Genomic DNA, 25,597 nt, shown 5'->3' on the forward strand with positions numbered 1-25,597 from the left:
GAGCCCCCGAGTTCCGGGAAGGGGCGGGGCCGGGGAACACCCCCGACCTCGCTACCGCGGGCCGTACTTGCGGCCCGCCCCCGTGGACACCCGCCCCAGCAGCCCGCGGGGCACCAGCTTCGTCGCCCCCATCAGCGCCTTGTACCGCGGATCCGGGATCGACACCGTACGCCCCCGCCCCAAGTCCCGTAGCCCCTCCGCCACCACCCTGTCCGCGTCCAGCCACATCCACCCCGGGATGTTGTCCGTCCCCATCCCCGCCCGCTCGTGGAACTCCGTCCGGACGAACCCCGGGCACAGCACCATCAGCCGCACCCCGCTGCCCGCCAGGTCCCGCGCCACGCCCTGCGTGAACTGCACGACCCACGACTTGCTCGCCCCGTACGTCCCGCGCGGCACGAACGCCGCCACCGACGCGACGTTGACCACGGCACCCCGCGACCGCTCCCGCATCGCCGCCGCCGCGGCCGTCGTCAGCCGCAGCACCGCCTCGCAGTGCACCTTCAGCATCGTCAGCTCGTCGGCGAGCGTCACCTGGAGGAAGCGCCCCTTCAGCCCGAACCCCGCGTTGTTGACCAGCAGGTCCACCGGCTGTCCCGCGTCGCCGAGGCGCTTCTCCACCGCCGCGATGCCCTCCTCCGTCGCCAGGTCCGCGGGCAGCACCGACGCCTCCACGCCGTGCCGCTCGTGCAGCTCCGCGGCCTGTTCGTGCAGCCGCTCCGCCGTTCTGGCGACGAGCACCAGGTCGTACCCCGAAGCGGCCAGCCGGCGCGCGAACGCGGCGCCCAGGCCGGCCGTCGATCCCGTAATCAGCGCAGTCGTCATGTCCGCACGCTAGCGGGCGCGATCAGTGCCCGGCATGTCCGTCGCCCCCGCCAGGGGGACGGCCGGCCTTCTCACCGGGGTTCACGACCGCGAACTGGCCCATCATCCCGCCGTCCTCGTGCGACAGCAGATGGCAGTGGTACATGTACGGCACGTCCGGGTCGGGCGGCCCGTCGAAGCGCAGGACGAGCTTCACCTCCCGCCCGTTCGGTACGTACACCGTGTCCTTCCGCCCGCGCAGCTCCGGCGGCGGCGGTTCGCCGTCCACCTCCAGCACGCGGAACTGCACGTCGTGGACGTGGAAGTTGTGGGTGACGCCGTCGCGGTTGCGCACGGTCCAGATCTCCGTCGCGCCGCGCTCGACGGTGGCGTCGATGCGGTCCCTCGCCATCGGCTGTCCGTTGATGCCGCTCGTGCGCAGGTCGAAGTGGCGTTCGCGGGAGGCGTCGGCCGGGTCGGGCAGCTCGACGTCGCCGAACCGGGCCGGCACGGCGGGCGCGGGGCGCAGGGTGTCGGCGGCGCGCAGTTCCAGTACGTCGAAGGAGTCGTCGCCGCCGGCGAAGCGGGACTGCCAGAAGTCGCCGCCGCCCGGCGGGCTGCTGCGCAGGACGGTCCGCTCGCCCGGCCGCACCCGTACCAGGATCTCGGCGCGTTCGCCGGGGGAGAGCAGCACGCGGTCGGTGCGGTACGGGGCACCGAGCAGGCCGCCGTCGGTGCCGACGAGGTCGAAGGCGCGGTCGTCGGCGAAGCCGAAGTCGTAGACGCGCGCGGTGGAGGCGTTGAGCAGCCGCAGCCGCACGACCTCGTCGCGTACCTCCTGGTACGGGGCGAGGGTGCCGTTGACCATCGTCTCGTCGCCGAGGAAGCCGGTGTTCGCCATCATCCGGTGGCCGTGGTCGAACCGGTCGCCGTCGAAGCGCACGTCCTGGACGACGACGGGCACGTCGTTCACGCCGTACTCGTCGGGGAGCCCGAGCCCGCGCGCCTGCGCGTCGTCGACGAGGAACATCCCGGCGAGCCCGCGCTGGACGTGCCGCTCGGTCCGGCCGTGCGGGTGCGGGTGGTACCAGAGGGTGGCCGCGGGCTGGTCGACGGTCCAGTGGGGCCGCCACTCGCCGCCGGCCGCGACCCTCTGGTGCGGGCCGCCGTCCATGGCGGCGGGCAGGTGCATGCCGTGCCAGTGGACGGTGGACGGCTCGTCGAGCCCGTTGCCGACCTCGACGCGGACCTTCTCGCCGCGCTCGGCGCGCAGCGTCGGCCCGAGGTACGTCCCGGGCCACCGCGTGTCGGCGGCCGTGGCAGGGCTCGTGAATCCCCAGGTCGGCGTGGCCCGGCCGGGCCTGAACTCCGTCTCGCCCGCGCGCATGCCCAGCCGGAAGACCCGGGTGCCGTCCGCGTCCACCTCGCCTTCCTCCAGCGGCGGTATCCGCAGCTCGTTGGCGAAGTCGACCTTGCCGACGGTGGAGACGTCCGCGGTGGCGTAGAACCACGCTCCGGCACCGACGGCCACGGTCACGATCGTGGCCGCCACTGCGGTCAGCCCCAGGAGCACCCGCGTGAGCCGCGGTCTCGGTCCACTCGTCTTTTTCATGTGTCAGAGTTTTCTGACACATGGGCCGGGCCGGCATCGGGAATCGCACGGGTACATCCCGGAGGGGACCCTGAGCCCGCTCTCCGGGTCGGCCCGGAGAACCTCCCCGCTCAGGACGCGCGGGCCACCGCCTTACGGGCCTTCTCCAGGGACTCCGGATGCAGCGCGTCCGCGGCCGCGAGGAGGCGGGGCAGCAACTCCCGCTCCAGGGTGTTCGCGCGGAACCAGAAGGCGGCCGTCACCTCGTGGTCCGGGCGGTGCGCGACGCGGATCCCGTCCCCGGCCCGGATCTCGCCCGGCTCGATCACCCGCAGGTACGCGCCCGGCCGGGCCGCCTGGGTGAAGCGCTTGACCCAGCCCTGCTCGCCGAGCCAGCCGGCGAACGTGCGGCAGGGGATGCGCGAGCTGGTGACCTCCAGCAGCAGATCGGGGCCGATCCGCCAGCGCTCGCCGATGCGCGCGCCGCAGACGTCGAGGCCGGAGGTGGTCAGGTTCTCGCCGAAGACGCCGTTCGGCAGCTCGCGGCCCAGCTCCGCACCCCAGATGTCGAGGTCTTCGCGCGCGAACGCGTACACCGCCTGGTACGTGCCCCCGTGGTGGCGCAGGTCCCCGATGACGTCGCCGGTGAGCGCGCTGCCGCCGACGCCCTTGGGGCCCGGCTCCTCGACGCGCACCGGGCCGTCCGCCGGGCGCTTGTCGATGCCGGTGACGAAGCCGGGGGCGTCGGTGATGCCGGGCGCGGTCTGCGGCCGGGCGAGGTTCACGGAGAGCACCTGCATCCCCCGACGGTAACCGCCGCCTCCGACAACGCTCAACGAGCTTTCCGATCCTGCCGGGCCGAGCGCGCGACTCCCCTAGGGTGGAGGCATGTTCGACGCCCGCCACCTGCGCGTTCTCCGGGCCGTCGCCGCGACCGGCTCGTTCTCGGCCGCCGCCCGCGAACTCGGCCTGACCCAGCCCGCCGTCAGCCAGCAGATGAAGGCGCTGGAGCAGACGGCGGCCACGCCGCTGCTCGTCCGCGCCGGGCGCGAGCTGCGGCTGACGGAGGCGGGCGAGGCGCTCGTACGGCACGCGGGCGGCATCCTCGCCGGGCTGGCCGCGGCGGAGGACGAGGTCGCGGCCCTCGCGGGGCTGCGGGCGGGGCGGGTGCGGCTGGTGTCGTTCCCGAGCGGCAGCTCCACGATCGTGCCGGGCGCGCTGGCGGCGATGCGGGCGGCGTACCCCGGGACGCGCGTCTCTCTGGTGGACGCGGAGCCGCCGCGCTCGGTGGAGATGCTGCGGGAGGGGGAGTGCGAGATCGCGCTGGCCTTCCACTATCCGCGGGCAGGCGAAGCCGTGACGGAACGCGGTGCCGATGCCGATTCCGGCGCCTTGGACGCCGGTGCCGTCGGCGATCCCGTCGACGGCTGGGACGGCCTCGTCCTGCGGCCGCTGCTCGCCGACCGGCTGCTGTGCCTCGTCCCGGAGGGCCACCCCGCCGCGGCGGCGGGCCGGGTGGAGCTGGCGGAGCTGGCCGCGGAGCCCGTGATCGCGGGCTGCCCGCGGTGCCGCCGGCACCTGGTGGAGCTGTGCGAACGGGCCGGCTTCGCGCCCCGTATCGACTTCGCGACCGACGACTACCCCGCCGTCGTGGGCCTCGTGCGCGCCGGTCTGGGCGTCGCGGTGCTGCCCGGGCTCGCGGTGCGCGCGGTGCCGCCGCGGGGGGTCGTCACCGTGCCGCTGACGCCGGCGGCGCGGCGGGAGGTGGTCGCGCTGACGCTGCCGGACCTGGCCCGGGTGCCGGCGGTGGCGGCGATGCTCGACCGCCTCGCGACCGCCGCGAAGGACGCACAGGACACGTAGGACATGCAGGACACGTAAGACCACGGGACGGGCGGGCTGCCCGTCACGGCTCTTCCGCGCACCGCAGCCGCCGGACCTCCGCACCCCCACCGGATCCGGCGAAGCCCGAAGCGCCCCGCCTCAGTTGTGAGGAGTCGGTGCCGGTTCCGGAGCAGGTGCCGCCGTCGGCGCCGGGGACGACGCCCCCGGAGACGACGCCCCCGGTGTCGGCGTCCGGTGCCGGGCGCGGCCCAGCAACCCCTCGCGCTCGTCCTCCGTCAGTCCGCCCCACACGCCGTACGGCTCACGAACCGTCAGCGCGTGCGCCGCGCACTCCGCGCGCACGGGACAGCGCATGCACACCTCTTTGGCGGATGCCTCCCGTGCGCTGCGGGCGGCGCCCCGCTCCCCCTCCGGGTGAAAGAACAGCGAGCTGTCGACACCGCGGCACGCTGCGATGAGCTGCCAGTCCCACAGATCGGCGTTCGGGCCCGGCAGCCGGGAGAAATCAGCCATTTTGTATCACCTTGGGAGCGCCATGGAAGACCCTTAACGGTCGTGACACTACCTCTCCGGGCTTACCGGATGTAAATAGTACTCATAGGGAAAATGGAAAATAGCTGATCAGAACGGCTCGAATGGGTGCATTCGGGTCACGACGCGGCGCGGCACGGTGACTGCTTCTCGGTGACCGCTTCCTCACGTAGAGTGGCGATAAGTGTGGCCCCGGTCCCCGTGGCGACAGCCGTTGCAACAGGTGCCAGGAGCCCCCGTAACTCTTTCGGGTGACCGTCGTTGAGAGTGCGGAAGCGGTTGACTGCGAGCGCGTTCGTCCCGGGCGCGCCCGACGCGCGGTCGACCGCCGAAGGTGACGATACGTACCAGCCCTGGAGGCTCAAGGTGACGCGCATCAGCTCCGGAGGGCGGCCATGACTTCCGTCCTCGTTTGCGACGACTCCCCACTCGCCCGAGAGGCGCTGCGCCGTGCGGTTGCGACCGTGCCCGGCGTCGAGCGCGTGACGACGGCGGCTAACGGCGAGGAAGTACTGCGCCGCTGGGGTGCCGATCGTTCGGACCTGATCCTGATGGATGTACGGATGCCAGGACTCGGCGGCGTCGAGACCGTGCGCCGGCTGCTCTCGGCCGACCCGGGGGCACGGATCATCATGCTGACCGTGGCCGAGGACCTCGACGGCGTGGCCCTCGCCGTCGCCGCCGGCGCCCGCGGCTACCTGCACAAGGACGCCTCCCGCGCCGAGCTGCGGGCCACCGTCACGCAGGCCCTCGCCGACCCGACGTGGCGGCTCGCGCCGCGGCGGCTGCGCTCCACCGAGATGGGGGCCGCGCCGACGCTCACGGCCCGCGAGATCCAGGTGCTCGAAGGCATGAGCCACGGGCGGTCCAACGCCGAGATCGGCCGCGAGCTGTTCCTCTCCGAGGACACCGTGAAGACGCACGCGCGCAGGCTTTTCAAAAAGCTCGGCGCCTCCGACCGGGCACACGCCGTGGCGCTCGGTTTCCGCTGGGGTCTCGTACGCTGACCTGCTGCGCATCCGCCGCGCCGGGGCCCTGGGCCCCGGGCCGGCACACCCGCCCCGTAGCCGGCGGCGGGCCCGCGGAACGGGGCCGCGGGCCACGGGGCGATCCGGTTTCGCGCGCGAAGGCGCATGCTTGAGGCATGGGTTCTCCGGAACGAGGCGCATCGGGCACAGCCGAATCCCGCACGGGGGCAGCGAAGGGAGGGTGCGTGTGGTGACCGTCCGCGCGGTTGCGCATAACGCTTCGGTCTACAACGACGGCCGCGATACCGCGGAACGTTCGGGGGCGAGGCACCATGGACGGATGCGCGGCAACGAGACCACTGTTTCCCAGACGGCCGAAAGGCCCGTCGAGATCAGGGGACTCGTGCAGCTCGCGGCCGAGGGGGACGAGCGAGCGACGCACGACCTGCTGGCCCACGTGCACCCCTTGGCGCTCCGCTATGTTCGCACGCGGCTGCACCGGTTGCCCGGCGACGCACGGCACTTCGTCGACGACCTCGCGCAGGAGGTCTGCATCGCGGTGCTCTGCGCGCTCCCGCGTTACCGCGACACCGGCCGCCCCTTCGAGGCGTTCGTCTTCGCCATCGCCGCGCACAAGGTCGCGGACCTCCAGCGCGCCGCGATGCGCGGCCCCGGCTCCACCGCGGTGCCGTCCGACGAGATGCCGGAGCGGCCGGACGACTCGCTGGGTCCCGAGGAGCAGGCGCTGCTCAGCAGCGACGCGGAGTGGGCGAAGCAGCTCCTGGCGAGCCTGCCGGCGAACCAGCGGGAGCTGCTGCTGCTGCGGGTGGCGGCGGGTTTCAGCGCGGAGGAGACGGGCCGGATGCTCGGGATGACGCCGGGCGCGGTGCGGGTGGCGCAGCACCGGGCGCTGAGCAGGCTGCGGGCGCTGGCGCGGCAGTAGGGGCGGGCCGCACGGGCCGTGGCGCGGGGGCGTACGGGCCGTGATCGCAGGGCGTACGGCACGGGCGTGTACGGCGTACGGAGAGTGAGTACGCGACCCTGTCCGAAGGTCCTGCCGGCCCCGGACTTCGTACCTCCGTACACCGGCCACCAGCCCCGTTACGTGACTCTCCGGCGCGCCGTTACCATGGTCAGTCCCATCGGGCAAGACCCACCGGAAGGGTGTCATGACAGAGCGCGCCGCCGACGTCCCTGACAAGTTCGCCACCATCGGACTCACCTTCGACGACGTGCTGCTGCTGCCCGGCGCCGCCGACATGGCCCCGGGCGAGATCGACACCGCCAGCCACGTGTCGCGGAACGTCAAGGTGAACATTCCGCTCCTCTCCGCCGCCATGGACCGGGTCACCGAGTCCCGCATGGCCATCGCCATGGCCCGCCAGGGCGGCGTCGGCGTGCTGCACCGCAACCTCTCCATCGAGGACCAGGCCAAGAAGGTCGACCAGGTCAAGCGCTCCGAGTCCGGCATGGTCGCCGACCCGATCACCATCCGCCCGGACGCCACGCTCGCCGAGGCGGACGCGCTCTGCGGCCGGTTCCGGATCAGCGGCGTACCGGTGACCGACGGGGAGGGCAAGCTCGTCGGCATCGTCACCAACCGCGACATGGCCTTCGAGCCCGACCGCAGCGTCGAGGTGCGTTCGATCATGACGCCGATGCCCCTGGTCACCGGCCGGGTCGGGATCTCCGGTGCGGAGGCCATGGAGCTGCTGCGCCGGCACAAGATCGAGAAGCTGCCGCTGGTCGACGACCGGGACGTGCTCAAGGGCCTCATCACGGTCAAGGACTTCGTCAAGGCCGAGAAGTACCCGAACGCCGCCAAGGACGGGGAGGGCCGGCTGATCGTCGGCGCCGCCGTCGGCGTCGCGGGTGACGCGTACGAGCGGGCGCAGGCGCTGGTCGAGGCCGGCGCCGACTTCATCGTCGTGGACACCGCGCACGGCCACTCGCGGCTCGTCGCCGACATGGCCGCGAAGATCAAGTCGAACGCGGCGGTCGACGTCGTCGCCGGCAACGTCGCCACCCGCGACGCCGCCCAGGCGCTCGTCGACGCGGGCGTCGACGGCATCAAGGTCGGCGTGGGACCGGGCTCCATCTGTACGACCCGCGTGGTCGCCGGCGTCGGCGTCCCGCAGGTCACCGCGATCTACGAGGCCGCGCTCGCGGCCCGGGACGCGGGCGTGCCGGTCATCGGCGACGGCGGCCTGCAGTACAGCGGTGACATCGCCAAGGCGCTGGTCGCCGGCGCGGACACCGTGATGCTCGGCAGCCTGCTGGCGGGCTGCGAGGAGTCGCCGGGCGAGCTGCTGTTCATCAACGGCAAGCAGTTCAAGTCGTACCGCGGGATGGGCTCGCTGGGCGCGATGCAGTCGCGCGGCGGCAACAAGTCGTACTCCAAGGACCGCTACTTCCAGGAAGAGGTCAAGAGCGACGACCAGCTCATCGCCGAGGGCATCGAGGGCCAGGTCCCGTACCGCGGCCCCCTCGCCTCCGTCGTGCACCAGCTCATCGGCGGGCTGAAGCAGTCGATGTTCTACGTCGGCGGGCGCACCGTCCCGGAGATGAAGGACCGCGGCCGCTTCGTCCGCATCACCTCCGCGGGCCTGAAGGAGAGCCACCCGCACGACATCCAGATGACGACCGAGGCCCCGAACTACTCCCGCAAGGGCTGACCGGACCGACCGGGGGATACTGGGGCGGCAACCGTCTGGAAAGGGCAGCATCCGTGACTGAGATCGAGATCGGCCGGGGCAAGCGCGGGCGCAAGGCGTACGCGTTCGACGACATCGCCATCGTGCCGAGCCGGCGTACCCGGGACCCGAAGGAGGTCTCGATCGCCTGGCAGATCGACGCCTACCGCTTCGAGCTGCCCTTCCTCGCCGCCCCGATGGACTCCGTCGTCTCGCCGGAGGCGGCCATAAGGATCGGGCGCTTCGGCGGCCTCGGGGTGCTCAACCTCGAAGGCCTGTGGACCCGTTACGAGAACCCGGAGCCGCTGCTCGCCGAGATCGCCGGGCTGGACGAGGGCGACGCGACGCGGCGGATGCAGGAGATCTACGACGAGCCGATCAAGGAGGAGCTGATCGGCCGGCGGCTCGCGGAGGTCCGCGAGTCGGGCGTGGTCACGGCGGCGGCGCTGTCGCCGCAGCGTACGGCGCAGTTCTCCAAGGCGGTCGTGGACGCGGGGGTGGACATCTTCGTCATCCGCGGCACGACGGTCTCCGCCGAGCACGTCTCGTCGGCGGCGGAGCCGCTGAACCTCAAGCAGTTCATCTACGAGCTGGACGTGCCGGTGATCGTCGGCGGCTGCGCGACGTACACGGCGGCGCTGCACCTGATGCGTACGGGCGCGGCCGGCGTGCTCGTCGGCTTCGGCGGCGGCGCGGCCCACACGACGCGCAACGTGCTGGGCATCCAGGTGCCGATGGCGACGGCGGTGGCGGATGTCGCCGCGGCGCGCCGGGACTACATGGACGAGTCCGGCGGCCGGTACGTGCACGTGATCGCGGACGGCGGCGTCGGCTGGTCCGGCGACCTGCCGAAGGCGGTGGCGTGCGGGGCGGACGCGGTGATGATGGGCTCGCCGCTGGCCCGCGCGACGGACGCGCCGGGGCGGGGGCACCACTGGGGGATGGAAGCGGTCCACGAGGACGTGCCGCGGGGGAAGGTGATGAACCTGGGCACGGTCGGCACGACGGAGGAAGTCCTGCTGGGCCCGTCGCACACGCCGGACGGATCGATGAACTTCTTCGGCGCGCTGCGCCGGGCGATGGCGACGACGGGCTACTCGGAGCTGAAGGAGTTCCAGCGCGTCGAGGTGACGGTGGCCCGCTCCCGCTGACCGCCCACGTCTCCTGGCTGAGCACCACCCCGGCCCCGGCGGGAGGGCAGTCCCGCGGGGCCGGGGGGTGCGCTCACGAACCGCCAAGGGCGGCCCCGGCCTTCCGGTCCTCGTACGCCCGGGGGCGTGCCCGACTCCAGCACATCGGCGAACTCCTCTGCGGCGCGGGCGATCCGGCCGTCCGCATTGATTAACGCCCCTCACCGAACGCCCGCAAGTCTGCGGACATTTCATGCCCGGTCGGACCTGTCGCCGGAATGCCCCAAGTCCCGCTCCTCGCCGCCGCCTTGCTCATTGCCGGAGCTGGCAGGTCGGGGATTTGTCCAGACCTGGGTGGTGACCCCTCGTGTGGGAAGTGTCACGCCTTGGAGGTGTGACGTTTAAGCGGGGTCCCGGCGCTGTTCATGTGAAGGTCACAGCCGACGAGCGTGGAGGGGATTCCCGTGGGGCGTGCGAGCGATGTGTTACCCGAAGCGGCTGGGATGAGCCGGTACGTGGAGGGGGTGGTGGCCGCATGGTTGCGGGGGCAGCGGCGGTTGCCGTTGGACTACTCCGTGGAGAGCCTGCGCGTGGCGGATCGGATCGTGGCCGGGATCCGGGCGGGGCACGGGGCCGACGAACGGGCGGTGGCGGAGGCGCTGCGGGGGGTCGGGGCGTACGTCGGGGAGGTCATGGTCCGGGCCGGGGGCGGCAGTTGGGTGGACCTCGACGACCACCAGCGCGACTACTTCGAGCAGCCCGTCGGCGTACGGATGCCGGACGGACGGGTGTGGAACCCCCTCGGCCGCGCCCTGCGGCGCTACGACCGCGGGAAGGGCGGCCGGGAGTCGCTGTACGTCTTCTACCTGCTGCTGCACGGCCGGCTGGGCGGGCTGACGCCGCGGCGGTCGTGAGGCGTCGGCACGTAGGGATGCGGTTCCTCGTTCGGTACGGCTGAGGTGGGGCGACGACAAGGACCGGGCCCCGCGCGTGCAGCGCGGGGCCCGGTCCTTGTCGCTCTGCGAGCGCGTCAGTCCTTGCCGAGGCGCGACGCCGTGCCGAAGGCGGCGACGGGGGCCAGGGCCATGAAGAGCCAGGTCACGGCTCCCATTTCCTCTCGCCAGCCCTTGAACATGTCACCGAAGTGGTCGGTGAGGATCTCGGTCGCGGAACCGAGCTGGCCGTCCGACAGCTCGCTGAGGATCATGGCGTAGCCGTACATCTCGCCCATGAAGACGGCGATGATGGCGAGGACGGCCCCGGCGATCCAGAGGCCGATGTTCCTGCCGCCGAGCTTGCCGATCGCCGCGCCGATGAGCGCGCCGACCAGGAGCGAGGCGTAGCTGATCTTCGTGACTTCGCCGGTCTGCTCGTCGAACAGGGACTTGAGGATGAAGGCGTAGATCGCCGTCGCCACGATCGCGGCGACGATGGCCACGCCGATGGCGAGGGCGGGGTTGCCGGAGCTGGCCGGCGGCTGCTGCGCGTAGGGCGGCGGAGCGCCGTAGGGCTGGCCGCCCTGGGCGCCGGGGCCTGGTTGCTGCTGGTACGGCTGGGACATGGGTGGTTCCCCCCGGAGTTATGGGTCTGCCGTGCCCGGGGACAGTTGGTGTGGTGGGCGCGGTCAGTGGGACAACCCGCGGCACGCTAGCAGTTGAGCGGTGCCCGACAACAAGCCCTCAAGGGGAGTCGTGACGCGACTGCGACATGCTGTTTCGAACTTCGGACACTCGCTGGCTGACCAGGAACGCTTCCGCCGCGGCCACGAGGAGGAACGTCATGTCGTTCTTCCCCAGCACCTCGCCCCGCCAGAAGTCGTACGCCGCACCCACGTCGGCCGTGCCGAGGTGGACGGCCGTCGCCGCGAGCTGGGTGAGGATGACGCCGACGAGCGCCACGGGGATCGCCAGGAGCGCCGAGCCGCGGGCCTGTGCGCCCGCGCGGCCCACGGCGGCCCCGACGAGGAGGCCGAGGGCCAGCGCCCAGTAGCCGAGCTCCAGGCCGCGTTCGCCCACCAGGCCCTGCGTCACGCCCAGGACCAGCGCTCCCGCCACGGTGGCGGCGGCGCCGACGGCGAGCGCCTGCAGCAGCCGGGGACGGCTGTCGGCCGTCGTCATCACCGCATCACCCATACGGCCGAACGGTAGCAGTTCCGCCGGGAAACCTCCGTTTCCGGCACCCGGGGGAGTGGGTGATCTGTGCGGTGTTTACGTTCCCCGCCGCACGCCTCCGGGCCGCCCGCCCCTCACAGCCTGTGTGCCGCTCCCGGCGGCGTCGCCCCCCGGGTGTCCAGGAGGAGCTGCGCCTTCACCGCCAGCGCTTGCAGGTCGTACTTCCGGTGCGGTTGCAGCAGCACCGTCAGGTCCGCGTCCGCCGCCGCGTCGTAGAGCGCCCCCGCCCGCGGCACCGGCCGGCCCAGCACCTGCCACGCCGTGACGTACGGGTCGTGGAAGTCCACCCGCGCCCCCAGCTCCGTCAGCCTGGCCGCGACGTCGGTCGCCGGGGTGCGCTCCAGGTCCGCGACGTCCGGGTCGTAGGTGACGCCGAGGAGCAGCACGCGGGCGCCGCGGGCGGACTTGCCGTGCTCGTTGAGGAGCTGGGCGCAGCGCTGGACGACGTAGCGCGGCATCCGGCCGTTGACCTCGCGGGCGAGGTCGACCATCCGCAGCGGGTGGTCGAAAGCCGGGCGCGGCCCTGCTGCCCGGATGCGGTACGCGGACGGGGACGCGGCCCGGGTCGACGGGCACCCCGTGGCCGCCGACGCCGGGGCCGGGGCGGAAGCTGTGGGCGGTGCCGAACGGCCGGGTCTCGGCGCAGCGGACGACGTCCCACAGGTCGATGCCCCGGTCGTGGCAGAACCAGGTCAGCTCGTTGACGAGCGCGAAGTTCACGTGCCGTACGTTGCCCTCCAGCAGCCGCACCGTCTCCGCCTCGCGCGGCCCCCGGGCCCGTACGACCCGCTCGGCGAACCGCCCGTAGAACGCCACCGCCGCCTCGGTGCAGGCCGGGGTCAGCCCGCCGACGACCTTCGGCGCGGGGGCGGTGTCGGCCGGGTCGAGGGGGCCGGGGGAGTACGCGAGATGGAAGTCGCGCCCGGCGCGCAGTCCGGAGCCCTGTTGCAGGAGGGGGCGCAGGAGATCCTCGGTGCTCCCGGGGTAGGCGGCGGACTCCAGCAGCACGGTGGTGCGCGGCTTGAGGTGCCGCGCCAGCTCGCGTGCCGCGTCGGCGACCGGGCCGAGGTCGAGCGCGCCGTCCTCGGCGAGCGGGGTGGGCACGCAGATGACGGCGGTACGGACGCCGCCGAGGTCGGCGGGGTCCGCAGAGGCGCGGAACCCGGTGGTCAGGAGCCTGCGTACCGCGGCGGCCGTCAATGAGCCGCCGACCGGCGGGCGGCCGGCGGCGAGGGCGTCGACGGCGCGCGGATCGGGGTCGTATCCGACGACGGAGAAGCCGGCCGCCGCCGCGGCCTGGGCGAGCGGCAGGCCGTGGTGGCCGAGTCCGATGACGGCGACGTCTGCGGGCATGACTGGGGGACGTTCCTTCCCGACGGTCCCCGGGCGCCGAACCCGGGGTGGGTAGAGGCTCTTGTCAGGCTACGGGCATATATGACTGTTATTCAGTATTGGGCGCTTTGCCGCACCTGTGGCGCGGCGGCCGCTCGGCGGCCGCTCGGTGGCTGCTCGGCGGCCCGCAGTGTGCCCCAGGGGCGTCGCACGGTGGCTGTACGGCGCGGGGGCCGACAGAATCGGACTGGGCACGTGGACTGCCGCAACGGGGCGACAGGACAGGAGGCATCCGTGAAGACAGCGGTACTGGGGCCGGCCGAGCGCGGCGCGGCCCTTGCACAGATGGCCGAGCGCGAGCTTGACCTGCTGGTCGTCGGCGCCGGCGTGGTCGGCGCGGGCACGGCGCTGGACGCGGCGACCCGCGGGCTGGCCACCGGGCTGGTCGAGGCGCGGGACTGGGCGTCGGGCACGTCGAGCCGGTCGAGCAAGCTCATCCACGGCGGGCTGCGTTATCTGGAGATGCTGGACTTCGCGCTCGTCCGTGAGGCGCTGAAGGAGCGCGGGCTGCTCACCGAGCGGCTGGCGCCGCACCTGGTCAAGCCGGTGCCGTTCCTCTACCCCCTCAAGCGCCGCGCCTGGGAGCGGGCGTACGCGGGCTCCGGCGTGCTGCTGTACGACGCCATGTCCGTCTCCCGTGAACACGGCCGCGGCATGCCCGCGCACCGCCACCTCTCCCGCTCGCACGCCCTGCGCGTCGCGCCGTGTCTGCGCAAGGACGCGCTCGTGGGCGCGCTGCAGTACTACGACGCGCAGGTCGACGACGCCCGCTACGTCGCCATGCTCGTGCGCACCGCGGCGCAGTACGGGGCGCACGTCGCCAACCGCGCGCGGGTCGTGGGCTTCCTGCGCGAGGGCGAGCGCGTCGTGGGCGCGCGGGTGCACGACCTGGAGCAGGGCGGGGAGTTCGAGGTGCGGGCGCGGCAGGTCGTCAACGCCACCGGGGTGTGGACGGACGAGACGCAGGCGATGGTCGGCGAGCGCGGGCAGTTCCACGTACGGGCGTCGAAGGGCATCCACCTCGTCGTACCGAAGGACCGCATCCACTCCACCACCGGCCTCATCCTGCGCACCGAGAAGAGCGTGCTGTTCGTCATCCCCTGGGGCCGGCACTGGATCATCGGCACCACGGACACCGACTGGGACCTCGACAAGGCCCACCCCGCGGCCTCCTCCGCCGACATCGACTACCTGCTGGAGCACGTCAACTCCGTGCTCGCGGTGCCGCTGACGAGAGACGACGTCGAAGGCGTGTACGCGGGCCTGCGGCCGCTGCTGGCCGGCGAGTCGGACGCGACCAGCAAGCTGTCGCGCGAGCACACCGTGGCGCACCCGGTCCCCGGGCTCGTCGTCGTCGCGGGCGGCAAGTACACGACGTACCGCGTGATGGCCGAGGACGCCGTCGACGAGGCCGTGCACGGGCTCGACCAGCGCGTCGGGCCGTGCGTCACGGAGGACGTGCGGCTGCTGGGCGCGGAGGGGTACCAGGCGCTGTGGAACGCGCGGGCGCGGACGGCGGCGCGTACCGGGGTGCACGTGGCGCGGGTGGAGCACCTGCTGAACCGCTACGGGTCGCTGTCGGAGGAGGTGCTGGAGCTGATCGAGGAGGACCCGGCGCTGGGCCAGCCGCTCACGGGCGCGGACGACTATCTGCGCGCCGAGGTCGTCTACGCGGCCTCCCACGAGGGCGCGCGCCACCTCGACGACGTGATGACGCGGCGTACCCGGATCTCCATCGAGACCTTCGACCGCGGTACGCGGTGTGCCGCCGAGGCCGCCGAGTTGATGGCGCCGGTGCTGGGCTGGGACCGCGACCAGATCGAGCGCGAGGTGGCGCACTACGAGAAGCGGGTCGAGGCGGAGCGCGAGTCGCAGCGGCAGCCGGACGACCAGACGGCGGACGCGGCGCGGCTGGGGGCGCCGGAGATCGTGGGCTTGTGACCGTGGACCTGCGGGAGGTGCCGGCGTCGGCGCTCCCGCGGGTCCGGCGGGGGCCGGCGCCGCGGTGACGGCATGTCGGTTGTAGGTGCATGTAAGCAAACGCGGCGCGGGACTTGGGCGACGTCAACGCCGCAGATCGGGCCGCGGACTGGGAAAGATCGATCACGGCAAACCTCGCCCGGCGCTCAGGGCTGTCCGTGCGATAAGACACAATGGAGGTCCTGCCGGGGTGAATCGCTGAGGGGATCGATGGGGCGCGAAGGGGACGGCGCGACGGGTCGGCTGCTGGCCGGCCGCTATCGGCTCGGGGAGGTGCTCGGCCGCGGCGGCATGGGCACCGTCTGGCGTGCCACGGACGAAGTGCTGGGCCGCGCGGTGGCGGTCAAGGAGCTGAGGCTGCCCACCAGTGTGGACGAGGACGAGAAGCGCCGCCTCGTCACGCGAACGCTCCGCGAGGCCAAGGCGATCGCCCGGATCAGGAACACCGGCGCGGTCACGGTCTACGACGTCGTGGACGAGGACGACCGCCCGTGGATCGTCATGGAGCTCATCGAGGGGCGCTCGCTCTCCGACCTCACCCGCGACGACGGCCCGCTGACCCCCCGGCGCGCCGCCGAGGTCGGCCTCGCCGTGCTCGACGTGCTGCGCGCCGCCCACCGCGAGGGCATCCTGCACCGCGACGTGAAGCCGTCGAACGTGCTCATCGCCGACGACGGCCGCGTCGTGCTCTCCGACTTCGGTATCGCGCAGGTCGAGGGCGACCCGTCCATCACGACGACGGGCATGCTCGTCGGCGCCCCGTCGTACATCTCGCCCGAGCGCGCCCGCGGCCAGAAGCCGGGCCCCCCGGCCGACCTGTGGTCGCTCGGCGGGCTGCTGTACGCGGCGGTGGAGGGGCATCCTCCGTACGACCTGGGGTCGGCCATCGCCACGCTGACCGCGGTGATGACCAAGCCCATCGACCCGCCCAAGAACGCCGGTCCGCTGGAAGACGCCATCTACGGGCTGCTGCGCAAGGACCCCGACGAGCGGCTCGACGACGCGGGCGCGCGGGCGCTGCTGCGTGCTGTCGTCGACGCGCCGGAGGACGTGCCGGGCGAGCCCTCGGCGGCGACGGCGCCCACGACGATGGTGCCGCTGCCGGTGGTGCCGGACGCGGGGCCCGCGGAGGCGCCGGCGCGGCGGAAGACGGCGCGGAAGAAGGCCGCGCGCAAGGAGACGTCGCAGGCGCAGGCGAATCGTCGTACGGCGGGACGGGCCGGGACGGCCGCGGGCGCGTTGGGCGCCGGTGCCGCGGCTGCCGGTGCGGGTTCCACGGAGGCGGCGGCTCCGGCCGACGCGCCGGCCCTGCGGTCATCGCCGCCCGGGACGCCGCCGCGTCCCGGGGCGCAGCCCCGTACGCCCGACCGGCCGGCGGCACCGCCGCGGTCCGGGGCGGCCTCCGCCGGGACTTCGGGCACGGGTGCCGCCGGTTCGGGGTCCGTCGGGGCCGAGGGTCCTGCGTACGGCGCCGAGGGCCCTGCCGCCCGTACGACGGTCACGGGCACCGCACCGCCGGCGGCCCGGGCGCGGGCGGGCGCCGGCGCGCTCGCGGCGCGGGTGGCGGCGCTTCCCCGGCGCACGCTGGCGGTCATCGCCGCCGTGGTGGCGCTTGCGGTCCTCGGCACGGTGCTCGCCGTGGCGCTGGGCGGCGACGACTCCGACTCGGGTACGTCCGGCAAGGACGGCGGGCAGAGCGCGGGCGCGGGCACGCAGGACGGCAAGGAAGGGCGGAACGACAAGGACCAGGCCGGCTCCGGCAAGAACGACGCCCAGGAGGACAAGGGGCGGCAGGACGACGACGGCGCCGCCGGTGACGAGGACGACGACTCCCCGGGCCCGGGATCCGGGAAGAACGAGGACGAGGGCGACGACGGCTCCGGTCCCGGGAAGGACTCCTCGGGCGTACCCGACGGCTACGCGACGCTCAGCGAGCCGGAGTTCAAGTTCTCCGTGGCCCTCCCTGACGGCTGGCAGCGCACCTCCACCTCGCCGGGCGGCGGCGGCGCGATCTTCAGCGGATCGTCCTCTTTCCCGCGCGTGCAGATCGACTTCACCTCCGGGCCGAACAACACCCCGGGCGGCGCGCTGTCGAACTGGCAGGAGATAGAGGGCGCCGTGAGTTCGTCCAGCTCCGGCTACCGCAAGATCTCGATGAAGGAGATCAAGTGGCGCGGGTATCCCACGGTCGCGGACTGGCAGTTCAGCCGCGTACAGGACGGCCGGCGGATAAGGGTCCTGGACCGCGGATTCGCCGTGGACGACACCCATGGCTACGCGATAATGATCAGTTGCCCGGAGAACGAGTGGGACGGCGCGGAGTGCCGCGAGCTGCGCGACACGGCGTTCGAATCCTTCAAGCCGGTCGACTAACCCGCGCGAGCGGGGCACAGACCACCCGTCGAGCACGTATCGTGATGTCTCGCGGACCGTACGCATCCGGACCAGGCTGAATACCGACCGCATTTGGCCCGGTCTCAGGTTCATTGCGCGGTTGTGGGGAGGCGTTCGTGGACGACTACGCGGGCCGAGTGCTCGCCGACCGTTACCGGCTACCGGCTGCCGTCGACGCCGAACCCATCCACACGCGCGCCTTCGACACGTACAGCGGGCAGGACGTCCTCATCGGACAGGTGCCGCTGCCGGAGGTCGTCGAGGCCGAGCTGATAGAGGACGGCGGCGGCGAGGATCCCTCCGGGTACGGCGGCGGGGCGGGCCGGAGCGCGGCGAGCGTGGTGGTGCAGCGCGCGATGGACGCGGCCCGCGCGGCGGCGGCCATACCGGACCACCCCCGGCTGGCGCAGGTCTTCGACGTCTTCGAGGAGGGCGGCAGCCTCTGGATCGTCAGCGAGCTGGTGCCCGCGCGGACGCTCGAAGGGCTGCTGGAGGAGCGGCCGTTGAGCCCGTACCGCGGGGCGGAGGTCGCGGCGGACATCCTCACGGCGCTGCGTGCGCTGCACGCGCACGGCTGGACGCACCGCAACATCACGACGCGCACGGTGCTCGTCTGCGACGACGGCCGGGTGGTCCTGACGGGCCTGGCGTCCGGCGCGGCGGAAGAGGCGCTGTGCGGCTACGACCCGCTGCCCCCGCCGCCGGGCCGCGGCGAACCCCCGCGCCCCTCGGGCAGCCCCGGTCCCCGCCCCGGCGTGAGCGCGGCGGACCCGGGCATGGGGCCGGGGCCGGACGACGCGCCGGGCCTGCCGCAACTCCCCGACCCGGCAACGGGGTTCCTGCCGGCGCAGGGCTCCCCACGCGAGGTCGGCCGGCCGGAGGGCGGTGTCTTACCGCCGGGGTGGGACGACCGCCGTGGACCGTACGGCGACGGCGCGGAGGCGCGCGGCGGTGCGGGCCCGTACGGCACGCCGCCGTACGACGAGGACGACGAGGTGTGGCGCTCGGCTCCGTACGGGGCGGGCGGCGGGCCGGAGGCGACGGAGGCTGAGCCGCGGGGCGGTGAGTCGCAGGGGCGCGAACCGGGATGGGGCGCGCAGGGCGGCTCGGACGCCGGAGCGAGACCCGGAGAGACGGCCTCGGACGGCTGGCCGTTCGGGGCGTGGCAGCAGAGCGGTGCGGCTTCCGGAGCGGCCGGTGGCGAGCGCGGCGGCCACGGACAGGGGCCCGGGGTGCCGGGCGGTGGTCCGGCTCAACGGCCGTACGCGGGCGGCCCGCAGGGCGGTGCGACGCAGGGTGGTCATCCCGGCGGCCGTCCGGGCGGCCAGGCCGGCGGCGGTGCCGCCGGGCCCGGGGGGCCGGCTCAACAGCCGTACGGGAACGGGCCGCAGGGCGGTCATCCCGGCGGGCAGCCCGGTGGTGCCGCGCCCGGGGGCTCGGGACATCGCAATCCGGCGATGCCGGAGGCCGGACGGGCGGCCGGGGGCCAGGGGCCCCGCGGTGCCGGTCCGGCCCGGCCCGACGGGCAGATGCGCGGTGGCTCCGCCCCCGCCGGCCGCGGGGACGAGGTGCCCGCGGCGCGGGCCGGCGTGATGGCCGCGTACCAGGCCGGTACGCGGGCCGCCGAGGCGCGGCTTGCCGGTGGTGCCGGGGCGCCGGGGGCGAGACGTCCGGCGGTGCCGGGGCAGGCGGCGCGTACGCCCGAGGCCGGCCGGCCTCCGGGTGCGGGTGCCGGTCCGGCGTACAGCGACCGCATCGACATCGGCGGCAACCAGCCCGCGCAGGGCGCCGCCGCCAACCCGGTTGCGCAGGCGCCCGGTTCACCCGATGCCGGCGCCCCCTGGGACGACCTGCCGCACGACGCGGGCGAGGACGGCTACGACGAGTACGGCACCGCGGACCCCTACGGCGCCACGCCCCCGCCCGGCTCCTACCGGGGCGCGGGCGCGCCCCCCGGCGGCCCGACGCCCCACGTGGGCGGCCCGGTCGCACCTGGCGCTCCCGGCTCCGGTGGTGCGCAGGGTGGGCCCGGTGCGCCCGGCCCGTACGGCGCGGGCCCGCCCGGAGGCGCGGCGCCGCGCGGTGGCTCCGGGGCACCCCCTGGTGCGCCCGCGGGCGGTGGGCCCGGCCCGTATCACGGTGCGGGTGCGCCCGGGGGCCGCGGTGGCATCGGCGGTGCGTCCGGGGGCGCGGGCGGGGCCGGTTCCTCCGACCACTCCGGCGCCGCCCACGGCGGTCCCGGTGCGTCCCGCGGACCCGGCCCGGCCTCCGCGCCCGGCGGCGCCGGCTCCGGCCATGGCGGCTACCACGCCCCCGACCGCTCGCGCCCGCCCGGCGGCCCCGGGGCGTACCCCGGCGCCGGGCAGACCGGCGGCCGCGGCCCCGGTGCCTACGGCAACCCCGGCTCCCGGCCTCCCGAGTTCGCCGAGCCCGACCGGCCGTCCCTCCCCGACCCCCTCCCCGGCGGTGCCTCCTACGGCGGCAGCCTGCCCGGGGTGCGGCCCGGGGCGTCCATCGCCGTGCCCGTCGGCGCGCAGGCCGTGCCCGCGCCGCACGACGAGCTGCCGGGACCCGAGGCCGGCGGGGCCACCCGCTACCCCGGGCCCAGCACCCGGCTCGCCGCCGAGCGCGCGCGGCAGACCCGGATGCAGGTCGTCGGCGCGGTCACCGAGCGCTGGGCGCCCGAGCAGGCCGGGCCCATCCACGAGCACTGGCAGCTCGCGCCCCCCGTCGGCCCCGCCGCCGACCTGTGGGCGCTCGGCGCGCTGCTCTTCCGCGCCGTCCAGGGGCACTCCGCGTACCCCGAGGAGGACGTCGGCGAGCTGGTGCAGCTCGTCTGCTCGGAGCCCCCGGCGCACGCCGAGGAGTGCGGGGCCCTGCGCCCCGTCGTGGAGTCGCTGCTGCGTCAGGACCCCACGGAGCGGCCGGACTTCGAGGAACTGCGCGGCTGGCTGCGGTCTCTGATCCGGACCGCGCCCGAGCCCGGCATCGGCAGCCGTACGGTCACCGTGCCGCAGCACGGCACCGGCCGCGGCGGCGATCCGCGGCGGCTGCCGATACTGCGCAGGCGCGGCGAGCTGATGCGCCGGCGGCGCGCCAACAAGTCGCCGGTGCCGGTGCACGCGCGGCACAAACGCCGGGCGCGCCGCGGCCCGCGCGGGCCCCGCAGCCTGGGCCGTACGCTCATCGCGCTGATCTTCGTCGCCATGGCCGGCGCCATCGCGTACGCGGCGATGTTCATGCCCGAGGCCGACGAGGCCGGCAACCGCGACCAGCGCAGTGTCGTCGGCGCCGGCCGCGGCGACGAGCCGGGGGAGTCGGGGGCACCGTCCGCGGACCCCGGCGAGCCGAACGAGGCCGGGGAGCGCAGCCGGCCGAAGGAGTCCGGGGACGCCCCCGACAAGACGGAGGACGGCGGGCAGGGCAGCGGCGCGGGTTCCGAACTGCCCGACGGCTTCGTGCTCCGCGAGGACCCCGCGGGCTTCGAGGTCGCCGTCCGCGACGACTGGCAGCGCAGCGCCGGGAGCGACGGTCGGATCAGCTACGTCGGCGGGGACTACGAACTCGTCGTCGTCCCCGGCCGCGACGGCGTCGGCGAGTTCGGCAGCGACCCGATGGCCTACCAGCAGCAGAGCGAGCCGGAGCTGGACGAGTACCGCGACTCGGCCTGGGCGCAGGCCGACGGGCTGCGGCGGATCGAGGTCGGGCAGCGGGTGATGGCGGAGGGCGAGTTCGACTGGACGGACGGCAACGGGCGGCAGGTGCACGCGCGTAACCTGGCGATGATCTGGGACGACAGCTACCACGTGGTGCTGCTGATCGGACCGGACGGCGAGAACGACGAGGTGGAGCGGTTCCACCGGATCGCGGCGGAGAGCTACCGGCCGACGGGGTGAGGGTGCGGCGGGTGCCGTAGCAGCCGGTCCCCTCCGTCCCGTACGTGCCACGCCCCCGGTCGTGACCCGTGCGCCCCTCCCCGTCACCTTTCTCCGCTACCCTCCCGCCCATGTCCGACCAGGCCACCCCTCTCGCCCGCCGGCTCGGCGTCGGCGACGCCGTGCTCGTCGGCCTCGGCGCCATGCTCGGCGCCGGGATCTTCGCCGCCCTCGCGCCCGCCGCCCGCGCCGCCGGCTCCGGTCTGCTCATCGGGCTCGGCGCCGCCGCCGTCGTCGCGTACTGCAACGCCACCTCCTCGGCCCGGCTCGCCGCCCGCTACCCGGCCTCCGGCGGCACCTACGTCTACGGCCGCGAACGCCTCGGCCCGTTCTGGGGCTACCTCGCCGGGTGGGCGTTCGTCGTCGGCAAGACGGCGTCCTGCGCGGCGATGGCGCTGACGGTCGGCGCGTACGCCTGGCCGGAGCAGAAGCACGTCGTCGCGGTGGCCGCCGTGGTGGCGCTGACGGCCGTCAACTACCGCGGGGTGCAGAAGTCCGCGCTCCTCACCCGGGTGATCGTCGCCGCCGTGCTCGCGGTGCTGGCCGCCGTCGTCGTGGCGGCACTGACCGGCGGCGCCGCCGAGGCGGACCGGCTGCGGCCGGGTGGCGATGCCTCGGTGTGGGGGGTCCTGGAGGCGGCGGGTCTGCTGTTCTTCGCGTTCGCCGGGTACGCGCGCATCGCGACGCTCGGCGAGGAGGTCCGCGACCCGGAGCGCACGATCCCGCGCGCGGTGCCCGTGGCGCTGGGCATCACGCTCGTCGTGTACGCGGCGGTGTCGGTGGCCGTCCTCGCCGTCCTCGGCCCCGGCGGGCTGGCGCACGCGACGGCGCCGCTGTCGGACGCGGTGTCGGCGGCGGGTGCGGAGTGGCTGGAGCCGGTGGTGCGGGTCGGGGCGGCGGTGGCGGCGCTGGGGGCGCTGCTGGCACTGATCCTCGGGATCTCCCGTACGACGCTGGCCATGGCCAGGGACCGCCACCTGCCGCACGGGCTCGCGGCGGTGCACGAGCGGTTCCGGGTGCCGCACCGGGCGGAGCTGGCGGTCGGCGCGGTGGTGTCAGTGGTGGCTGCGACAGTGGACGTGCGCGGGGCGATCGGGTTCTCGTCGTTCGGGGTGCTGGTGTACTACGCCGTCGCCAACGCCTCGGCGTGGACGCTCGGCCGGGAGGAGGGCCGACCTCCGCGCGTGGTGCCGGCGGTGGGCCTTGCGGGGTGCGTGGTGCTGGCGTTCTCGCTGCCGCCGGTGTCCGTCGCGGCCGGCGCGGCGGTGCTGGCGGCGGGCGCGGTGGCCTATGCGGTACGGGGGGTGTGGACGGACCGGTGACGGAAGGCGGAGCGGTGACCTGCGGCGGACCGGGGGCCCGGGGGCGTGGCGGCGCGGGTGCGGACGCCGCTGACGCGCGCCCGCGGCGCCGCGCGGAGGGAGCGGGTCCGTGACCGGCCCCGCCGTGTTCCTGGCGCGGGCGCGGTCCCAGTGTGTCGCCGGGGGCGTGCGGTGCACCGGTGCCGAGGAGGTCGTGGCGCGTGTGTTCGCCGTGCAGGCGCAGGACGTGGAGGCCGCGGCGCTCGGGCTGCGGGCCCGCGCGCGCGGGCTCACCCGCACCGCCGTCCGCGAGGCGCTGGAGGACCGGCGGACCCTGGTCCGCGGGTGGTTCATGCGCGGCACGCTGCACCTCGTGCCCGCGGCCGACGTGCACTGGCTGCTCGCCCTCTACGGCCCCCGTCTCGTCTCCCGCGCCGCCCGGCGCCACCGCGACCTCGGGCTGGACGAGGACGTGTACGGGCGCGCGGAGCGCGTCGTCGTGGACGCGGTCGCCGCGCACGGGCCGCTGACCCGGGCCGAGTTGGCCGAGCGCCTGGCGCGCGTCGGCGTCGAGCCCGAAGGGCAGGCGCCGATCCACGTCATCCGCAGGGCGGCGCTCGCCGGGCTGGTCTGCCACGGGCCGCTGCGCGCGGGTGAGCCCACGTACGTGGCGCTGCGCGACTGGCTGCCGCCCCCGGCCGGCCCGCAGCCGGCCGGCGACGCCGCGGTGCGCGAGCTGGTACGGCGCTACCTGCGCGGCCACGGCCCCGCCGCCCCCGACGACTTCGCCGTCTGGTCCGGCCTGCCGCCGGGCACGGCCCGCCGCGTATGGCCGGAGGCGGCGCCGCACGAGCAGGGCACGGACGAGCAGGGCACGGACGAGCAGGGCACGGGCGAGACGGGCGCGGACGGGCCGGACCCCTCCCCCGACGTCCGCCTCCTCCCCGCCTACGACGACTACTGGCTCGGCTGGCGCGACCGCGACGCCGCCATCCCTCCTGACTTCGTCCGCGCCGTCCGCCCCGGGGGCGGGCAGATTCGCGCCGCTGTTACCGTAAATGGCCGCGCGGCCGGTACATGGACCGGCCCGCGGAAGGGAAACGTGCAGGTCCGCATGTTCGCCGAGGGCCCCGACCGGGCTGCGGCGGATGTCACGGCGGAGACCGCCGATGTCGCACGTTTTCTACAGAGCTGATATCCGGGGAAGCGACCGCGCGGTAGTGCGCTATTGATGGTGCCATGACGGACGAGGGGGACAAGGTGGGGGACGAGCCCACGAGCTACGGCCTGCGGCCACCGCAGCAGAACGCCAACGGCGCTGCGCAGGAGGCCGCGGCCACGCAGGTCGTCGCCGATCCCGCGGTGGGCCGGCTGATCGGCGGGCGCTACCGCCTCGCCGCCCGGCTCGGCGTCGGCGGCATGGGCACCGTGTGGCGGGCCCACGACGAGGTCGTCGACCGCGACGTCGCCGTGAAGGAGCCCCGGCTGCCCGCCGACCTCGACGAGCGGACACGGCAGACGGCGTACGAGCGGATGCAGCGCGAGGCCCGCGCCGCCGCCCGGATCGACCACCCCTCCGTCGTCACCGTGCACGACGTGGTGATGGAGGACGGCAGGCCCTGGATCGTGATGGAGCTGGTCCGCGGGCGCTCCCTCGGCGACCAGCTCACCGAGGGCACCCTCGACCCGCGCGAGGTGGCGCGGATCGGCGGCGCCGTGCTCGGCGCGCTGACCGCCGCGCACGAGGCGGGGATCCTGCACCGCGACGTCAAGCCCGACAACGTGCTGCTCGGCCGGTACGACCGCGTCGTGCTCACCGACTTCGGCATCGCGCAGATCGAGGGGGAGCAGGGGCTCACGGAGACCGGCGCGTTCGTCGGGTCGCCGGAGTACATCGCGCCGGAGCGGGTGCTCGGCCAGCGGCCGGGGCCCGAGTCGGACCTGTGGTCGCTGGGCGTGGTGATGTACGCGGCGGTGGAGGGCATGTCCCCGTACCGCAGGCAGACCGCGCCGGCGACGCTGCAGGCCGTGCTCTCCGCCGAACCGGCGGCGCCCGCGCGCGGGTCCGGGGCGCTGGGCACGGTCGTGATGCAGTTGCTGCGCAAGGACCCGGCGGCGCGGCCCGCGCCGGACGAGGTGCGCCGGCAGTTGGAGGCGGTGGCCAGGCCGGTGCCGGCGCAGACGATGATCGCCCCGGTGGCGGGCGGCGCGGACAGCGCGGGCGGCGGCCGCGGCGGGAGGATGGCGGCGGCGCTGCCCGAGGGGCGCGGCGGGCGGCTGGGCGTGCTCGGCGGGGCGATAGCCGTGGTGGCGGCGCTGGTGCTGGCGCTGGTGAACCCGTTCGGCGGCGGCGACGACGCGCCGGCGGGCTGGAAGACGTACGACGAGACGGAACAGCTCAAGGCGTCGCTGGCGGTGCCGGAGGACTACAAGCGCAGCGTCGACGAGGGCACGGTCACGTACACGGACCCGGGCGGTACGCCCAGCCTGTGGCTCACCCGCTCCGCGGGCAACGAGGACAGCGCGCTGAGCGAGGCCAACCAGACGCTGGCGTGTGACAAGGGCGAGGATCTGAGCTGCACCGAGCTGAGCTCCGACGTCGAGGGCTCGGTCACGGAGTTCGAGTACCGGGGGAAGGACGCCGCCGAGATGGTCACGACCTGGACCCGCGACGAGGGGTACGAGGACGAGACCGAGATGCGCAGCCGGGAGTTCTTCTACGTCAACGACGACAACATCGGCTGGCACCTGACCGTGCAGATGCCGGCCGCGGGCGAGGGCAAGCGGGACGGCGAGCGGGTCTTCGAGGAAGTCGTCGACTCACTCGACATCCAGGACATGTGACGGGGCGGGGCGGTCGCC

Annotated in this window: 17 protein-coding genes and 2 pseudogenes; 12 read left to right on the top strand and 7 right to left on the bottom strand. The window is 74.5% G+C overall.

Translation table 11 applies throughout. The annotated features are described in order from the left end of the window. Window positions 1-51: 51 nt before the first annotated feature. The 3 genes from ABGA99_RS33755 to ABGA99_RS33765 all read right to left on the bottom strand — a co-directional run bounded on the left by ABGA99_RS33755 (window position 52) and on the right by ABGA99_RS33765 (window position 3,195). Window positions 52-825 carry an SDR family NAD(P)-dependent oxidoreductase gene (locus ABGA99_RS33755; protein WP_347581044.1) on the bottom strand — a complete coding sequence of 258 codons (774 nt, stop codon included), beginning with the start codon at window positions 823-825 and terminating at the stop codon, window positions 52-54. A 22-nt stretch (window positions 826-847) separates the two neighbouring features. Then, window positions 848-2,416 (bottom strand): multicopper oxidase domain-containing protein, encoded by a 1,569-nt coding sequence (locus ABGA99_RS33760; protein WP_347584123.1) that lies wholly within the window; start codon window positions 2,414-2,416, stop codon window positions 848-850. A 110-nt stretch (window positions 2,417-2,526) separates the two neighbouring features. Further along, the gene (locus ABGA99_RS33765) at window positions 2,527-3,195 is read right to left on the bottom strand and encodes an MOSC domain-containing protein (protein WP_347584124.1); all 669 of its coding nucleotides are present in this window, start codon (window positions 3,193-3,195) and stop codon (window positions 2,527-2,529) included. Between the two features lie 88 nt (window positions 3,196-3,283). Between ABGA99_RS33765 and ABGA99_RS33770 the strand changes: the two genes are divergently transcribed. After that, complete coding sequence (locus ABGA99_RS33770; protein ID WP_347584125.1) at window positions 3,284-4,258, top strand: LysR family transcriptional regulator; 975 nt, start codon at window positions 3,284-3,286, stop codon at window positions 4,256-4,258. Between the two features lie 120 nt (window positions 4,259-4,378). Here ABGA99_RS33770 and ABGA99_RS33775 read toward each other — a convergent pair whose 3' ends face one another. Continuing rightward, window positions 4,379-4,753, bottom strand: a complete 375-nt coding sequence (locus ABGA99_RS33775) for a WhiB family transcriptional regulator (RefSeq protein WP_347581048.1) — start codon at window positions 4,751-4,753, stop codon at window positions 4,379-4,381. 413 nt (window positions 4,754-5,166) lie between these two features. Here ABGA99_RS33775 and ABGA99_RS33780 point away from each other — a divergent pair, with 413 nt between their 5' ends. The 5 genes and pseudogenes from ABGA99_RS33780 to ABGA99_RS33800 all read left to right on the top strand — a co-directional run bounded on the left by ABGA99_RS33780 (window position 5,167) and on the right by ABGA99_RS33800 (window position 10,476). Then, window positions 5,167-5,778 (top strand): response regulator transcription factor, encoded by a 612-nt coding sequence (locus tag ABGA99_RS33780; RefSeq protein ID WP_026276081.1) that lies wholly within the window; start codon window positions 5,167-5,169, stop codon window positions 5,776-5,778. A gap of 301 nt (window positions 5,779-6,079) precedes the next feature. Continuing rightward, window positions 6,080-6,661: pseudogene (locus ABGA99_RS33785) on the top strand (sigma-70 family RNA polymerase sigma factor); the annotation flags it as partial. A 247-nt stretch (window positions 6,662-6,908) separates the two neighbouring features. Next, a complete protein-coding gene (gene guaB, locus ABGA99_RS33790) occupies window positions 6,909-8,414 on the top strand; it encodes an IMP dehydrogenase (protein ID WP_347584126.1) in 1,506 nt (501 codons plus the stop codon). Window positions 8,415-8,467: 53 nt separating this feature from the next. After that, window positions 8,468-9,583, top strand: coding sequence for a GuaB3 family IMP dehydrogenase-related protein (locus ABGA99_RS33795; protein ID WP_347581050.1), 1,116 nt, complete (start codon window positions 8,468-8,470; stop codon window positions 9,581-9,583). A gap of 482 nt (window positions 9,584-10,065) precedes the next feature. Beyond that, on the top strand, window positions 10,066-10,476 hold the full coding sequence (locus tag ABGA99_RS33800; RefSeq protein WP_347581051.1) for a hypothetical protein: 411 nt from the start codon (window positions 10,066-10,068) through the stop codon (window positions 10,474-10,476). Window positions 10,477-10,592: 116 nt separating this feature from the next. Here the strand turns inward: ABGA99_RS33800 and ABGA99_RS33805 are convergent, their stop codons facing one another. The 3 genes and pseudogenes from ABGA99_RS33805 to ABGA99_RS33815 form a co-directional block, all read right to left on the bottom strand. Next, window positions 10,593-11,123, bottom strand: coding sequence for a hypothetical protein (locus tag ABGA99_RS33805; protein WP_347581052.1), 531 nt, complete (start codon window positions 11,121-11,123; stop codon window positions 10,593-10,595). A gap of 118 nt (window positions 11,124-11,241) precedes the next feature. Beyond that, the gene (locus ABGA99_RS33810; RefSeq protein ID WP_347581053.1) at window positions 11,242-11,694 is read right to left on the bottom strand and encodes a hypothetical protein; all 453 of its coding nucleotides are present in this window, start codon (window positions 11,692-11,694) and stop codon (window positions 11,242-11,244) included. 113 nt (window positions 11,695-11,807) lie between these two features. Beyond that, window positions 11,808-13,086, bottom strand: a pseudogene (locus tag ABGA99_RS33815) (nucleotide sugar dehydrogenase). A gap of 273 nt (window positions 13,087-13,359) precedes the next feature. Here ABGA99_RS33815 and ABGA99_RS33820 point away from each other — a divergent pair. From ABGA99_RS33820 to ABGA99_RS33845, 6 genes are all read left to right on the top strand, one after another. Continuing rightward, the gene (locus ABGA99_RS33820) at window positions 13,360-15,066 is read left to right on the top strand and encodes a glycerol-3-phosphate dehydrogenase/oxidase (protein ID WP_347584127.1); all 1,707 of its coding nucleotides are present in this window, start codon (window positions 13,360-13,362) and stop codon (window positions 15,064-15,066) included. Window positions 15,067-15,315: 249 nt separating this feature from the next. Next, a complete protein-coding gene (locus ABGA99_RS33825; RefSeq protein WP_347584128.1) occupies window positions 15,316-17,478 on the top strand; it encodes a protein kinase in 2,163 nt (720 codons plus the stop codon). Window positions 17,479-17,615: 137 nt separating this feature from the next. Next, window positions 17,616-21,395, top strand: coding sequence for a protein kinase (locus tag ABGA99_RS33830; protein WP_347584129.1), 3,780 nt, complete (start codon window positions 17,616-17,618; stop codon window positions 21,393-21,395). 110 nt (window positions 21,396-21,505) lie between these two features. Further along, on the top strand, window positions 21,506-22,756 hold the full coding sequence (locus tag ABGA99_RS33835) for an APC family permease (protein WP_347581058.1): 1,251 nt from the start codon (window positions 21,506-21,508) through the stop codon (window positions 22,754-22,756). 109 nt (window positions 22,757-22,865) lie between these two features. Next, window positions 22,866-23,930, top strand: coding sequence for a winged helix DNA-binding domain-containing protein (locus ABGA99_RS33840; RefSeq protein WP_347584130.1), 1,065 nt, complete (start codon window positions 22,866-22,868; stop codon window positions 23,928-23,930). A 44-nt stretch (window positions 23,931-23,974) separates the two neighbouring features. Then, window positions 23,975-25,579, top strand: a complete 1,605-nt coding sequence (locus ABGA99_RS33845; RefSeq protein WP_347581060.1) for a serine/threonine-protein kinase — start codon at window positions 23,975-23,977, stop codon at window positions 25,577-25,579. The last annotated feature ends 18 nt before the right edge of the window (window positions 25,580-25,597 follow it).

It is taken from the genome of Streptomyces sp. B5E4 (assembly GCF_039871555.1).
Taxonomy (GTDB): Bacteria; Actinomycetota; Actinomycetes; order Streptomycetales; family Streptomycetaceae; genus Streptomyces.

Excerpts from the sequence above, each read along its gene's own strand:
- ABGA99_RS33835 (WP_347581058.1), top strand. The coding sequence starts at position 21,506 with ATGTCCGACCAGGCCACCCCTCTCGCCCGCCGGCTCGGCGTCGGCGAC.
- ABGA99_RS33845 (WP_347581060.1), top strand. The coding sequence starts at position 23,975 with ATGACGGACGAGGGGGACAAGGTGGGGGACGAGCCCACGAGCTACGGC.
- ABGA99_RS33825 (WP_347584128.1), top strand. The coding sequence starts at position 15,316 with ATGGGGCGCGAAGGGGACGGCGCGACGGGTCGGCTGCTGGCCGGCCGC.
- guaB (WP_347584126.1), top strand. The coding sequence starts at position 6,909 with ATGACAGAGCGCGCCGCCGACGTCCCTGACAAGTTCGCCACCATCGGA.
- ABGA99_RS33810 (WP_347581053.1), bottom strand. The coding sequence starts at position 11,694 with ATGGGTGATGCGGTGATGACGACGGCCGACAGCCGTCCCCGGCTGCTG.
- ABGA99_RS33805 (WP_347581052.1), bottom strand. The coding sequence starts at position 11,123 with ATGTCCCAGCCGTACCAGCAGCAACCAGGCCCCGGCGCCCAGGGCGGC.
- ABGA99_RS33770 (WP_347584125.1), top strand. The coding sequence starts at position 3,284 with ATGTTCGACGCCCGCCACCTGCGCGTTCTCCGGGCCGTCGCCGCGACC.
- ABGA99_RS33760 (WP_347584123.1), bottom strand. The coding sequence starts at position 2,416 with ATGAAAAAGACGAGTGGACCGAGACCGCGGCTCACGCGGGTGCTCCTG.
- ABGA99_RS33775 (WP_347581048.1), bottom strand. The coding sequence starts at position 4,753 with ATGGCTGATTTCTCCCGGCTGCCGGGCCCGAACGCCGATCTGTGGGAC.
- ABGA99_RS33800 (WP_347581051.1), top strand. The coding sequence starts at position 10,066 with ATGAGCCGGTACGTGGAGGGGGTGGTGGCCGCATGGTTGCGGGGGCAG.
- ABGA99_RS33765 (WP_347584124.1), bottom strand. The coding sequence starts at position 3,195 with ATGCAGGTGCTCTCCGTGAACCTCGCCCGGCCGCAGACCGCGCCCGGC.
- ABGA99_RS33780 (WP_026276081.1), top strand. The coding sequence starts at position 5,167 with ATGACTTCCGTCCTCGTTTGCGACGACTCCCCACTCGCCCGAGAGGCG.
- ABGA99_RS33755 (WP_347581044.1), bottom strand. The coding sequence starts at position 825 with ATGACGACTGCGCTGATTACGGGATCGACGGCCGGCCTGGGCGCCGCG.